This is a genomic window from Kiloniellales bacterium (assembly GCA_030066685.1).
Classification (GTDB): domain Bacteria; phylum Pseudomonadota; class Alphaproteobacteria; order Kiloniellales; family JAKSBE01; genus JAKSBE01.
In genome coordinates this window covers 165,228-179,107 of the sequence record JASJBF010000001.1, presented here as the reverse complement: position 1 = coordinate 179,107, position 13,880 = coordinate 165,228, and the positions used below count along the sequence as shown (strand labels likewise).

The 13,880-nt window shown below is 63.9% G+C and carries 10 protein-coding genes and 1 pseudogene; all 11 read right to left on the bottom strand.

The window, feature by feature from the left end:
* Positions 1-275 precede the first annotated feature (275 nt).
* Positions 276-1,058, bottom strand: coding sequence for an enoyl-ACP reductase FabI (fabI, locus tag QNJ30_00810; protein ID MDJ0941976.1), 783 nt, complete (start codon positions 1,056-1,058; stop codon positions 276-278).
* Between the two features lie 40 nt (positions 1,059-1,098).
* Positions 1,099-2,292 carry an acetate/propionate family kinase gene (locus tag QNJ30_00805; GenBank protein MDJ0941975.1) on the bottom strand — a complete coding sequence of 398 codons (1,194 nt, stop codon included), beginning with the start codon at positions 2,290-2,292 and terminating at the stop codon, positions 1,099-1,101.
* A gap of 2 nt (positions 2,293-2,294) precedes the next feature.
* Positions 2,295-3,224 (bottom strand): annotated as a pseudogene (locus QNJ30_00800) (phosphate acetyltransferase).
* 101 nt (positions 3,225-3,325) lie between these two features.
* A complete protein-coding gene (locus QNJ30_00795) occupies positions 3,326-5,668 on the bottom strand; it encodes a DUF3141 domain-containing protein (GenBank protein ID MDJ0941974.1) in 2,343 nt (780 codons plus the stop codon).
* A gap of 415 nt (positions 5,669-6,083) precedes the next feature.
* The gene (locus tag QNJ30_00790) at positions 6,084-7,913 is read right to left on the bottom strand and encodes a V-type ATP synthase subunit A (GenBank protein MDJ0941973.1); all 1,830 of its coding nucleotides are present in this window, start codon (positions 7,911-7,913) and stop codon (positions 6,084-6,086) included.
* A 155-nt stretch (positions 7,914-8,068) separates the two neighbouring features.
* The gene (locus QNJ30_00785) at positions 8,069-8,764 is read right to left on the bottom strand and encodes a hypothetical protein (protein MDJ0941972.1); all 696 of its coding nucleotides are present in this window, start codon (positions 8,762-8,764) and stop codon (positions 8,069-8,071) included.
* A gap of 18 nt (positions 8,765-8,782) precedes the next feature.
* Positions 8,783-9,478 carry a hypothetical protein gene (locus QNJ30_00780; GenBank protein MDJ0941971.1) on the bottom strand — a complete coding sequence of 232 codons (696 nt, stop codon included), beginning with the start codon at positions 9,476-9,478 and terminating at the stop codon, positions 8,783-8,785.
* Complete coding sequence (locus QNJ30_00775; protein MDJ0941970.1) at positions 9,478-9,936, bottom strand: ATP synthase subunit C; 459 nt, start codon at positions 9,934-9,936, stop codon at positions 9,478-9,480. Before QNJ30_00775 ends, QNJ30_00780 begins: the two co-directional genes overlap by 1 nt.
* Positions 9,933-11,732 (bottom strand): hypothetical protein, encoded by a 1,800-nt coding sequence (locus QNJ30_00770; GenBank protein MDJ0941969.1) that lies wholly within the window; start codon positions 11,730-11,732, stop codon positions 9,933-9,935. The genes QNJ30_00775 and QNJ30_00770 overlap by 4 nt, the downstream gene beginning before the upstream one ends.
* Positions 11,729-12,334: a V-type ATP synthase subunit D gene (locus tag QNJ30_00765; GenBank protein MDJ0941968.1), complete on the bottom strand. Its 606-nt coding sequence runs from the start codon at positions 12,332-12,334 to the stop codon at positions 11,729-11,731. Before QNJ30_00765 ends, QNJ30_00770 begins: the two co-directional genes overlap by 4 nt.
* On the bottom strand, positions 12,312-13,823 hold the full coding sequence (locus tag QNJ30_00760; GenBank protein MDJ0941967.1) for a V-type ATP synthase subunit B: 1,512 nt from the start codon (positions 13,821-13,823) through the stop codon (positions 12,312-12,314). Before QNJ30_00760 ends, QNJ30_00765 begins: the two co-directional genes overlap by 23 nt.
* Between the last annotated feature and the right edge of the window lie 57 nt (positions 13,824-13,880).

The following is a 13,880-nucleotide window of genomic DNA, read 5'->3' as shown; positions in this document are numbered from 1 at the left end:
CTCGCGCCAACCGGTATGAGTCGCTGCCGGTCGGATTGGGCAGGATTATTGGCGCGCTCAAATCCTGCTGCCAAGTGAGGACAGCATTTTGCCACGCTATGGTCACCGTCGGATGAACGGCCGCGCCGCGCCACGGTAATCTTCAAGTCTCACCTGAAGATTCTCTGTTAGTATTTTGATTAACAGGATATATTTGAGGTCTTTGTCTGGCCCGACGGCTCGGGATCAACACGGACGCTGTCTGGCGAATCTCGGCCTGGGGCGGGCTTCTCGCCTCACCCCATGATGTGCAGCCCGCCGTCGATATAGACGGTCTTGCCGGTGATCAGTTTTGAGGCGTCGGTGGCAAGACCCGCACAGGCGACCCCGACATCCTCGATCGTGACCAATCGGCCGGCCGGCGCCTCGGCCGTAGCGCGGTCCAGGAACTCGTCGAAGTCCTTAATGCCCGAGGCCGCGCGCGTTTTCAGCGGGCCCGGAGAGATCGCGAGAACCCGAATGCCCTTGCGTCCGAGTTCCCAGGCCAGATATCGCGTCGCCGATTCCAGCGCGGATTTGACCGGTCCCATCAGGTTGTAGTTCTCGATCACCTTGTCGGCGCCGTAGTAGCTCATGGTGAAGAGGGCGCCCCCGTTCGTCATGAGCGGCTCGGCCAGGCGCGCCATCCGGATGAAGGAATGGCAGGATACGTCCATGGCGAGCAGAAAGCCGTCGCGCGAGGTGTCGGTCAGCCGGCCTTGCAGGTCCTCCTTCGGTGCGAAGGCAATCGAGTGCAAGGCGAAGTCAAGCCGCCCCCAGCGGTGCTCGATCTCCCCAAATACCTCTTCCATTTGGCCGTCGACACGAGCGTCGAGCGGCATAAAGATCCCGGCCTCGAGTTCCTCAGCAAGCGGCTGGACATAGGGCTTCGCCTTTTCGTTCAGGTAGGTGATGGCGAGGTCCTCGGCCCCGAAGACCTTGAAGGCCTTGGCGCAACCATAGGCGATTGACTGGTCATTCGCGATCCCGAGGATCAGCCCCTTCTTGCCTTCCAGCGTGAGGGCTTCCGGTGTGAACATCTGATCTTGTTTTCGCTGGGGCATAATCAAACCTCGTCAATCAAGCATCGACGCCGGCGCCGACGATACGCAACGCGTGAGTTGCGATCATCCGCTCTTCGTCGGTCGGAACGACATAGACCAAGGGGCGCGTGCCTTTTCGACTGATTTGCGCAGCGTTCTGCCGATTGGCCTCATCGTCTACAGAGATCCCCAGCCAGGCTAAACGCTCGCAGATGTCGCGGCGTACCTCCGGGGCGTTCTCGCCGACTCCGGCGGTGAAGATCAGCGCGTCGATGCCGCCGAGCACCGAGGTCAAGGCGCCCACCTCCTTGGCGACACGAAAAGCGAAGTAGTCGAGGGCCAAGCGGGCACCGGGCTCTTCGCTGGCGAGCAGGTCGCGGACATCGTTGCTGACCCCAGACAAGCCCTTGAGACCGCAATCGTGGTAGAGCAATCGCTCCACCTCCTGCGGGCTCATGCCTTCGTGCGAGATCAGGAAAAGAACGACCCCCGGGTCGAGCTGACCCGGTCGCGTGCCCATAGGAAGCCCGTCGAGAGCGGTGAAGCCCATCGTGCTGTCAACGCTCCGCCCTCGGTCGATGGCGCAGAGCGACGCGCCGCTTCCCAGGTGGGCGGCGATCACGCGGCCGCGGGCGATCTGCGGCGCCACTTCCGGTAGCACACCCGCGATGTATTCGTATGACAGGCCGTGGAAGCCGTAGCGCCGAATCCCCATGTCGTAGAAGCGGCCGGGAAGCGCAAAACGATCCGCCAGCTCCCCGTGATTGCGGTGAAAGGCCGTATCGAAGCACGCCACCTGCAGGATGTCCGGAAGGAGCTCTCGGATCGCCTTAATCGGCGCCAGGTTATTGGGCTGATGCAGGGGCGCCAGTGAGACAAAGTGCTCAAGCTCTGCAAGGACCGCGTCATCGATCAGCACCGCTTGGTCGAAGCTCGGCCCCCCGTGCACAACGCGATGGCCGATGGCAACCGGCAGGTTGCCGGCCAGCCGTTCTTCCAGCCAGTCCCGCAGGATCGCCAGCGCGCTCGGCAGGTTGGCGACTTCGGAGGGCTCGAAGGCGGTCTCGACGAGCGCTGCGCCCTCGGCATCCTTCGCCGTCAGGCGCGGCTTCGCACCAATACCCTCTATCTGACCCTTGAAAAGGCGCGACGGCGTCCCCCCGCCGATCGCGAAAAGCTGGAACTTGATGCTCGACGAGCCGGCGTTGAGGACGAGGATCGTCTCCGACATGTTCAGACCGAGACTGGCTTCTTTGCACGCAAGGCCAGGGCGTAGAGCGCGGCCACGGCACAGGACGCCATGCGGGTCTGCAGGGAGTCGGCTCGGCTGGTCAGCACGATCGGCACTCGGGCTCCAAGCACGATGCCGGCGGCGTAGGCCCCCGACAAGAAGGTCAGGTTTTTCGCCAGCATGTTGCCGGCCTCCAGGTCGGGCGCAACCAAGATGTCGGCCTGGCCTGCCACGGGCGACTTGATCTGCTTGACCCGGGCGGCTTCGAGGCTGATCGCGTTGTCGAGCGCAAGCGGGCCGTCGAGCAATCCGCCGGTGATCTGTCCCCGCTCCGCCATCTTGCAGAGGGCGGCCGCCTCGACGGTCGAGGGGACCTTGGGATTTACGGTCTCCATCGCCGAAAGGATCGCGACTTTTGGCTCCTCCACGTTCAGCCCGATGGCCATGTCGATCGCGTTCTGGACGATATCAACCTTGGCCGCGAGATCGGGAAAGATGTTGACCGCTCCGTCGGTTATGAACAGCGGCTTTGGATAGGTCGGCACGTCCATGGCGAAAACGTGAGACACGCGCCGCTCGGTCCGAAGCCCGGCCGAGCTGCTGAGCACCGCACGCATCAGTTCGTCGGTGTGAAGGCTGCCCTTCATCAGGACCTCGCCGCGCCCCTCACGCACGAGTTCGACACCGCGCTCGGCGGCCGCGTGGCTGTGGGGCGCGTCGACGATCTCGCAGGTCGAGATGTCCAGATCGTGCTCAGCGGCGACTGTTTCGATCTTCTGCCTTGGACCGACGAGGATCGGCTCGATGATCTCGGCCTTGGCAGCGTCTAGAGCACCTGCCAGGGCCGAGCTGTCGCAGGGGTGGACTACGACGGTGCCGATGACCGGCACTTGCTCAGTCTCGGCGATCAAGCGATCGTACTTCTCGCCCCGGTGTTTCCACTGGCCCTCGTCCTTCTGGGCCTCCAAGTCCGTCATGGGATGCTCACTCCAATATCCTGCTCGCGCTGGGCGGAAAAGGCGTCTGCCAACGCTCAGGAGGTTTGCTGTCGTGCAGCGGTCCGGCGACGCGGCCGGGCGGCCGGCGCCCGGGTGACCGGCGCGGTCGGGGCGGGTCGCTCGTCGGATTGCGGTTCAGCCTGTTCCTTGGCGACCACCTCCAGTTTCCGTCCATCCACAGCGACATCGGGGTCCAGACCAAAGCAGGTCGCCAGCTCGCGCAGGTGCGCACGTCGTATGTCGCTCGGCGGACCGGCCGCGGTCGAGACCGACAGAACCTCCTCGAACAACTTGCGCCGCGCCTTCGGATCCGTCGGAAGCAGGTCCGGCAGGGTCCTCATCGCCGCCTCTTCGTCGATCAGCAGCATGAAGAACTGGTCTCGGACCAGCGCCTTGAATTCGCCCAGCGCCATCTGCTCGGCGGGCGGAGACTGCTCGTGGATTACCTTCAGGGCGCCAAAGCCGCGTTCGTCGATCCGACCGTCGGGCAGCCCGGCGTAGAGCAAGGCGCGCACCACGGCCTCTGCCGCTCCGCCCGATGCGATCCTTTGCTTGAGGTCCCGGATCTTCTCGTGAACCAGGGCCTCGCGGGCAGGATCGCGCGCCGCGGTCCTTTTGCGCCGTTCCTCGCTGCTCGACCTGAGCCCGACCAGCGCCTGCAGGAACTCCGACTCGTAGATCGAGAAGAAGAGCTGTTCCTGGGCGCGGTCACGCAGTTCGCGCCAGGAATCGAGCCAGGCGACGATGCCGTCCGAGACCTGTTTCTCGGCCATGCGGAAGGGGTTGTCGTCTTCCACCTTTTGCCGGTTGTCGCGCACGGTCTCGGCGGCCTCCTTGGCCCAGGCCATGAAGGGATTCTGGTCCGAGAACAAGCTGTACTGCAGGCGTGCAGGGTGCGTATCCCGCAGCGCCTTGGCGCCTTGCTCCGTCACCGCGCCGCGCAGGAAGGGAGACAGGAAGGTCTTGTAGAGGCCCTGATTGATCTCCGAAACGCGGGCCACCGCTTCGAAGGCGCGCTCGTCGTCGCTGTCCTGCTCGCCCAGCGCGCGGATGTCGTCCAAGCTCCGCTCCTCGAAGGATATGATGTAGTCGCCTTGGGCGAGCTCGACGTTGCTGTCCTCCTCCGTCTTCTCGCGGATCACGGCCTCGTAGAGGCCCGGCGGCAGGACATCGATCAGGTCCATGTTCTGGGTGAACTCGGTGTGCTCCTTCTTGCCCACGCGGCCGGAGACGAAGATCCCCAGATGGCCGATGTCGTGGTGCAGCGCGTAGATGAACGTCTGGCCGTAGGCCCGAATCTCGTCGACGTCCTGGTAGAGGTCCAGGATCCATTGCAGCGCTTGCTGGGGCGGCGTGATGTTGTCGCCGTGGGAGCAGAACACGACGATCGGGGACCGAATGTTGCGCAGGTCGATGGCAAGCCCGTCGGAGGTCTGCATCTTGCCCTGGACGAGCCTGTTGCCGACGAAGAGTTCGTCGGCGATGAACTGCATCTCCTCGTCGGTCAGCAGGACGTGGCCACCCCACCAGCGCTCGAAAGCCAGGTAGCGTTCCGGCTCGGTGTCGATCTTGGACCAAAGGTTGTACTGCTTGGACCACAGGGTGTTGGCCGGGTTCAGGTTCTCGAAGTTGGAGACCAGATGGGCCCCATCGAAGATGCCGTGCCCGAGGTCGCCGGAGAGCGCCGTCAGCCAGGTGCCGCCGAGAAGCCCGCCCGTGTAGCGCATGGGATTCTTACCGCGCACGCCGGCCCAATACGACAAGGGCGAACCGGCGATCAGGAGCGGACCGACAGCGTCGGGCGCCACGGCCGCCAGCATCATGATCGCCCAGCCCGCCTGGCAATTGCCGATCACGCAGGGCTTGCCTTCGGTCGCGGGGTGGAGCTCGGCGACGTGCTCCAGGAAGGCGAGCTCGGCACCGCCGACGTCTTCGATGGTCTGGCCCTCTACCGGCTCCGACACGAAGCCGATGAAGTAGCAGGGATGGCCAGCCTTCAGTATGGCACCGACCTGGCTGTCGGGTTTGAAACCGCCGATGCCCGGCCCGTGCCCGGCCCTCGGGTCGATGACGACGAAGGGACGCTTGTTATCATCGACCTCTATCCCCGCCGGCGGGCGGATCCGGACCAAGCCGTAGTTGGCCGGCCGAGGCAGATCGCGTCCGTCCATGACCAGATCGAAATCGTAGTTCAGCACATGCTGGACCGGCTGCGCCATGTGCTCCAGGTGCTGGTTGCCGCGTTGGCGCATGACGTCGGCAAAGAGCACGTTGCGCTGCCAGCAATCCGTCGCGTAGTCCCAGAAGGCCTGCCACGGCAACTGCGTTGTGGATTGTGTCTGATCTTGGGTGCGATCGATCTGCTTGGACGGCGGCATGGCGTGCCTCCCACTAAAGAACCTTCGCATCTGCAAAATGCAATCTTACGAATAAATTATAGCACAGAAACCCGACGAAAGGAACTTTAAGCTTTTGTGATAGCGATTATATTTTGGCCTGTGGACGGGAGCAGCCTGTACGATTAAGCGGCGGAAACTTCGGCCCTTTTCGCAATTGCAGCATGAGAGGATTTGTCAGGGTTTTCGCCAGACCACCAAGCCACAACCTGTCGCGTTGCCCTGGGCCATCATCCTGCGCCGGTCCCCACCGTCGGGCACATCTCGAAAGGGCGGCGCAAGGCGGTTTTGCTGGTATAGCAGAGCCGTCTCTTGCGAGATGGACGAGAAGCCGGGCCCTTCTCCGGCCGGCCCGGGTTGACTGAGGCGGCCTTTGGTTCAGGAATTCCGTTTCAGCTCACTGCGGCACACCGGCCGCGAGATCGTCGATCTGCTTGAGCAAGCCGCTGTAATCCGGCGAGTCTTCAGCCGCGTAGTTGAAGTTCTTGAACAGGCCCGTGAGCTTCGTGAAGTAGTCCCGGACCGCCTCCTTGTCGGCGAAGCTGTAGCGCCGCGTCACCAGGTCGTAGACCTTGCCGAAGGTCAATTTCTGGCGTTCCAGGGGCGCCGAGGCGTCGACCGAGTCGAAGGCATCCTGCTGCAGATAGACCATATCCAGGAACAGCGCCTTCTGCTGGACCACGAAGTCCTCGGTCGTGATGCCCTCCTCGCCGGTCACCTGCATCATCTGCGAAACGCCTTCGCCCTTGTGCAGCAGCTCCTGCATCTCCTCGACACGCTTGGTCCAGCCGACGTCGACGTTCTGGTTGAACCAGGGCTCCAGCTGCTTCAGGTAGCGCGACCAGGAGATGAGCGGATCGACCGCCGGGTAGAAGCGCTTGTAGGCGCGATCGTAGGACAGGCCGAGGAAGTCCTTGACCGTCGACAAGGTCGCCTGCGTGACGGGCTCGTCGAAGTTCCCGCCGGCCGGAGAGACGGTGCCGATCATGGTCAGGCTGCCGACCGCGCCGTCATTGGACTTGATCATCCCGGCCCGCTCGTAGGCGTTCTTGATCGAGGATTCGAGATAGGCGGGAAAGCCCTCCTCGCCGGGTATCTCCTCGAGCCTTCCGGAGGTCTCGCGCATGGCCTGCGCCCAGCGCGAGGTGGAATCGGCGATCAAGAGCACGTCGAAACCCATCTGCCGATAGTACTCGCCGAGAGTCAGCCCGGTGTAGATCGAGGCCTCGCGCGCCGCCACCGGCATGGAGGAGGTGTTGCAGATGATGATGGTCCGATCCATCAGCGAGCCGCCCGTGGTCGGATCCTTCATCTTGGGAAACTCGTTGATCGTCTCGACCACCTCGCCGGCGCGCTCGCCGCAGGCGACGACGATGACCACGTCGACCGCGGAATAGCGCGAGATCATGTTCTGCAGCACCGTCTTGCCCGCGCCGAAGGGACCCGGGATGCAGGCCGTCCCGCCGCGCGCCACCGGGAAGAAGGTGTCGATGATGCGCTGGGTCGTCACCAGCGGCTCGTCGGGATAGAGCCGCTCCGACCTTCGGCTCTGCATCAGATTGGAGTCGAGCGCGCGCCGCACCGGCCACTTCTGGGCCAAGCGGATATCCTGCGCCCGCCCCGCCTTGTCCTCGACCTGGGCCACCGTTTCGCTGACGGTGAAGTTCCCCTCCTGAATCCAAGATACCTTGAACTCGCCCGTCCAGCCGAAGGGCACCATGATCTTGTGCTTGAAGCGTCCTTCCTGAACGGTGCCGATGGTGTCGCCGGCGGCAACGGTCGCGCCGACCTTGACCGTCGGCACGAAGGACCATTTGCTTTTGGGATCCAGAGGAGTCGTCGTCGCCCCGCGCGGCAGGAAGATGCCGTAGCGCGTGGAGAGCTCGTAGAGGGGGTTCTGCAGCCCGTCGTAGACCTGCCCGAGCAGTCCAGGGCCAAGGTCGACCGCGAGCATTTCGCCGCTTTGCTCGACGGCATCGCCGATGGCGACGCCGGCGGTGTCTTCGTAGACCTGCGCGTCGGCGGTCCGTCCGCGGACCCGCAGGACCTCCGCCTTCAGCCTCTCCTGCTCGCCCAGCTCGTTGACCTGCTTGGGGCAGATAAAGACCACCTCGTTCTTTACGAGATCTGCCGGGTTACCCTCGAGGTCGTCGACAGCCTCGATCTGGACGAGGTCGTCTTGGACGGCGACGACTCGTGCCGTCGCCTGCAGGTTTCCTTCGGCCATTCGCCTCTCCTGCGGTTTCTTGGTCCTGGGTTTGACGGGCAAAGCCGCGGCCGCTTTGCGTTTCGGCCGGCTCGCCGCCTTGGCCGCCTGCGGAGATCCGCCACCACCGGACCCGGATGCGCTCGCGGGTTTCTTGGGCTTATCGGTGCTGGCCATCAGGCTTGTCCTTCCTCGAACACCTTCGCGTGGTCTCCGAGAGCGGCCTGGGTCAACTGCTCGAAGCGCTCGGCCGCTTGCTCGCCGTTGTAGCGGCCCCAGCGGTCCACGATGTTCCACTTGAGGACGTAGGCGACCACAGCCTCGAAGTCGTACTGATGCTTGCCCTTGCGGCGGTTCACCACTTTCCAGGCCTGCTCCAGGATCAGCCGTTGCAAAGGCAGGGTCTCGCCCTCCTTCAGAAGGCGGTCGGCCTCGCGAAGCCATGGAAAGACGTTGTCCAGCCGGAAGGTCGCCTCGGTCCAGTTGCGCGCAATGTGCCTCGTCCAGCGGCCGAAGCCCCAGACGGTGCTGGACCCCGGCGCCGTTTCGCCGCGATGGCGTCGGCGCAGCGCCACCATGCAAGTCCGGATCTCGAGCCGATCGCGAATGATCAGCCGGACGGTCTCGCTCTCGATCTGCTTGACCGCCTTCTTGGCCCGGCTGACGATCTCCTCATCCGTCACGGAGAGGGGGATCTCTCCCCAGTGAAGGACCTGCTCGGTCGCCTTGAGGTCCCGGGCGTGCGCTGGCGCGAGGACGCGCAGGCGGCGATCCAGCTTCAGGCGCGAAAGCGGCGGCCGCTTCGCGAGGAAGAGCGCCTCCGGACTGGGCAGGCTCGACATCAGCATGATGTAGACGTTCGGATCGCTCATCGCCCTGCTGCTCGTCCGTTACTTCACGATGCCTTCGAGCACGGCGCGAAACCGCGGCTGTAGGTGCTGCAGCAGCAGGGCCGCGATCGCCTCGTCGGTCAGGTCGATCGTGATGTTGTTCTTGACGACGCGGATCTGGACGCCCGCCTTGACATCTTCGGACGCGGAGAAGGTGACACCCTCGCGCAGCATGGCGTCGCTCAGACCCAAAGCGTACCTAGTCGCCTTGCCCTTTTGCAGCTCCGCCGGGTTCTTGCGCAGCTCCTCCAGACCCGCCGCCTTCTCCGGCAGAATGACCTCGACGTCGCCTGCCTTGGCGAGGCCCGTGTCCGTTCCCACCCGGCCGACCAGCTCGAGGATCATCTGCTTGAGCGTGTCGTCCTTGCCGAGCTCTTCCGTCGCCAGCCTCTTCACGTCCGCGCTGAAGCGCTGCATCAGGCGGGCCTTCATGTCGAGGACGGTATCGCGCAAGGCGGTTTTCACCGCCTCTTCCCCGGCCGACTGGTAGGCATCGCCCTCCTTGTGGGCGGCCGCCAAGTGCGCCTTGGCTTCGGCTTTCGCCTTGTCGATGATCTGCTTCGCCTGGGCCTGGGCGTCGGCGATGATCCTGTCGGCCTCGCCGCGGCCCGCCGTGACCCCCTCGTCGCGAAGCTTGGCGATGAGCGCATCGACTCCGCTCGCAGGCGGTAATGCCTCCTTGATTGCCTTGGCCATCAGGAGCCCCCCACTGCCGGGATGCCGGCGCTCACGACCAGAGCGAAGACGAAGGCGAAGACCGCGAAGCCCTCGATGATGGCGGCCGGTGCGATCGACAGGCCGAAGATTTCGGGCTTCTCCTTCGCCGCATTGATCGCGTCCGCGCAGGACCGGCCCTGATAGATGCCGGCATAGAGAAACGCGAGTCCGGCGAAGAACCCGATCCCGAACAAGGCCCCGGCGTTTTCCGGGTTCACTTCACGTTGGAGTGTGAACATGATGACGATGCCGTAGATCACGAAGGACGACGGCAGCGCCGTCAGACCGATGAAGCGGCCGTAGCCGCTCTCGGTCTCGAGCATTGCGCCGCAGGCAGCGGAGCCAGCGAGGGCGCAGCCGATCGAGCTGCCGATCGCACCGATCGCCATGGGCGCGTAGATCCCGACCCAGCCCAAGGCCACTACTAGTTCATTCACGGTTGCACCTCCTTGCGGGCGAACTTCTGGAAGGGGCTGCCCTCCCCCGGCATGCCCCACTTGTAGAATTCGATGAAGTTGAGCCTGAGGCCGTGGACCACGCCGCTCATGATCACCAGGCCCAGGTTGATGACATGACCCCCGATAAGGATGAGGATCGCGAAGAGCAGGCCCAGCCCGGGTAATGCGTCCTTGGCCTGCATGGCCATGCTGTTGAAGGTTATGGCCAGAGACGCGCCGGCCAGGCCAAGCGCGAAAAGGCGCATGTAGCTCAGCACGTCGCCGAACGCGCCCATCACCCCGGTCAAGGCCTTGAAGCCGTCAAGGGCCCGCCAGAGAAGATCGCCTGGAAGTTTCGCGATCGGCCGGTCGCTGGAGAAGAGGAAGATAAGACCGATGCCGGCGCCCAGGATATAGGGGGCCGCTTCCGCCAAGCCCCCATTCTCCTCGGCATAGACCATCGCCGTGCCGCCGATCAGACCCACAATCCAGCCGAGATTTGCGATCGCGGTCGTACTCCTGTGATTCGTGAAGCCGACCACGGCATTCGCGAGAATCAGATGCAGGACGCCGATGATGACCGAGAGCTGCATCATTGCCCCGTAGTTGTTCAAATCGATCACTTTGAGGGCGCCGAGCAGGGAGTCCTCCGGCGGTGTGACGCCGAAGAAGCTGCCGATCATGGTCCCGTAGATGATGGTGCAGCCGAGCATGGAAAGGCCGAGCAGGCGATAAGAGCGTCCCCTGACGCTGTCCCCGAGTCGCTTCCAGAAGGCAAAAAGGGCGGCCAAGAGGACGGCGGCATAGCCGGCGTCCGCCACGATCATCGCGAAGAACACCGAGAAGGAAAAGAACAGGACCACGCTGGGGTCCCACATCCGGTAGGGCGGCACGGTGTAGAACATCGCCAGGTCCACCCCGGCGGTCATCTCGGGCGCCTCTTCAATCAAGGTCGGCGGCTGTTCGTCCGGCTTGGGCTCCTCCAGGAGGCAGGCGAGGCCGCGTTCCTCGGCAAAGGCTTGCACGCCAGGCACCGCATCCTCGGGCACCCAGCCCTGCACGGCGACAATGCCCTGCTCTTCGCGGACCTGCTGGTCGGCATAGGCGAGCGAGGCCCGGTTCTCGGCCTCGGCCAGATTGACGCTCAGCAGATAAATGTAGCGTGTCAGCGCGTGGCGCCGGGCAATCGTGTCCTCGATCTCGATCTCGGTCTCTTCGAGCCGTTCCTTGAGAGCCTGCAGCGGAAGCGAGCCGGTACGGGTCCTCGGCACCGGCAGAAGATCTTCTGGCGGCTCCTCCTCGGCGATCACCACGACGTAGGTGAAGCGGTTGTCCTTGCGGGCAATCTGCCAGGGGAGCTCGACCTTTTCGAGGGCGGCGGCCTTTCCCGACGGCAAGACGTAGAACCACAGCCGATAACCGGCGAGCTCGGAAAGCGGCGGAAACGCGATGTCACCCCAAGGTTCGACCGCCGCTATGCGATGCTCGAGAAACTCGCGGCGGTCGGTGGCGTCGCGCAGCCTGTCCTTAACGACGAGTGCCTCGTGCACGAGGTTTTCGACATCGAACGTCGGGTCCCTGGTGACCTGCTTGCGCTTCTCCGGCATGTCGGTGAGGAAGCGCAGGGCCTTGTAGGCGTCTTCGGCCCGGGGGCTCGCCACGTTCTCAGCTTCCGCCGGCGCCGGCCGCAAGGGCAGCAGATGCATGCAGCCGAGCCTCTGCAACCCCTCCAGCAGGTCATCCTTCTCGGTCAAAAGGCCACAGACGGTGACCCTCTTTACTCGGGCGATGCTCATGCGGCCCCCGCGGATGCGTGTTTCTTCTTGGCGAGCTTGGAGCGTGCGACGGCAGCGGTCTGAAGGTCCGACAGGTAGATTTGAATCCGCTTGATGTTCTGCTTAGCGGTCGGGATCAGAACCTTGTCGAAAAGGTTGACGCGCTGGGTGACCGTCTTGACCGCCTGCTCCAAGAGCGCCAGCCGGCGCTCCTCGACCTGAACCCGCACGCGCAGCTCGAGCATGTCGTGCAGAATCTCCGCCGTTCGATCGACCCACTGCGGCCGACCCATAAGGGCATAGGGGCGCACCTCGACCTCGATCTCTTCAAGCTTCGGCAGACGCGTCCCGACCACGTTCTCGGTTCCGAGGGTCACTTTCTTCAGCTTCGCCAGATCGGTCAGATCCACCTCGCCCAGGGCAAGCATCGGCAGCTTTTCGCCAGCTTCCTTTCGGAACCTTTCGATCTCTTGCTGCGTGTTGGCCAGCGCCTTTTCGGCCTTCGCCCGCTCGGCCATGACCTGCTGGCGCTTGAGGTCGAGAGACGGCAGGAAGCGCTCAAAGGTCTTGAGGCTCTTCTGCTCCCGGGCGAGCGCGGACTTACTGAGCTGCAGCTTCGCCATGGTTGCCTTCCTGCTTGTCGGTCCCGGCGTCGGCCTCTGATCCGGCCTGCTCTTGCCCCTTCACCGCGGCCTTGGGTTCCGGTGCTGCCTCGGCCTCCTGCGTCTCGGCATCTTCGCCGTCCGCGCCCTCCGCCGCGACCGTCGGCGAGACGTTTTGCGGGAAGTACTTGTTGACCAGGTCTTGCTTCATCAACAGCTGCTCCGGCCGGAAGCACTCGGCCAAGGTCTGCCAGCCGAGATCGAGCGCCTCCTCGAGCGGGATCGAGACCTCGATGTTCATGAAGCGCTCGCGGAACAGCCGGTTGAACTTGAGCAGCTGATGGTCGAAGTCCGAAAGGTCGAAGGCCATGGCCTGCTTCTGCGCGGCGTCCTGTCCTTCGGAGTAGAAGCGGATCATCGTGTTCATGATCTGGCCGTGATCCTCCCGCGTCACCTTGCCGATGACGTTCTGCTTGAGGCGCGAGAGCGAGCCGAAGGGATCGATGACGCCGCTGTGCAGATAGAACTGTCCCTCGGTGATGTAGCCGGTGTTGTCGGGTACCGGATGGGTGACGTCGTTGCCCGGCATGGTGGTCGCGGCGAGGATCGTCACCGAGCCGCCCTTGGCGTAGTCGCAGGCCTTCTCGTAGCGCCGCGCGAGTTGAGAATAAAGGTCGCCCATGTAGCCGCGGTTCGAGGGCACCCGCTCCATGGAGATGCCGATCTCTTTAAGCGCGTCCGCATAGGCGGTCATGTCGGTCAGCAGGACCAAGACCCGTTTGCCCTCCTCGACCGCAAAGCGCTCGGCCACGGCCAAAGCCATGTCCGGCACGAGGAGGCGCTCGACAATAGGATCCGAAGCCTGGTTGACGAACATCACGGTCCGCGAGAACACGCCGGCGTCCTCGAAGTTCTTCCGGAAGGTGTAGTAGTCGTCGAAGATCAGACCGAGCCCGCCGAAGACCACGATGTCGGCGTCGGCCTGGATGCCGATGCGCGCCAGGAAGGGGTTGTAGGGCTCGCCAGAGACCGAGAAGATCGGGATCTTCTGACTTTCGACCAGGCTGTTGAAGACGTCGATCATCGGCACGTCGGTGCGGATCATCTTGGTCGGCACGATGCGCTCGACCGGGTTGACCGACGGCCCGCCGATGGGGACCTGCGGATCCATGGAGAGGTCGGGCCCGGAGTCCATCGGCTCCCCCGCCCCCGTGAAGACGCGCCCCAGGATGTTCGGGGAATAGGTCGTCTGCATCGGATGGCCGAGGAAGGTTACGGTCGCGCTGGTCGAGACGCCCTTGGTCCCGGTGAAGATCTGCAAAGAAACCGAGTCGCGGACGATGTTGATGACCTGAGCCAGGGCCTTGTGACCACCCTCATCCTCGATGATGGCAAGGTCCTTGAAGCGGACGACGGCTTCCTCGCCCTCCGCAGCTTCCGGCACCTGAACCTGTAGAATATCGCCGACGATCGACAGAATCTTCGAGTAACGCACCAACTCGCGCGTCATGCCCGCAAACTCCCTGTTCCCTGAACGCCCGGTCGCCCCCTTTTCCGGGATCAGCCT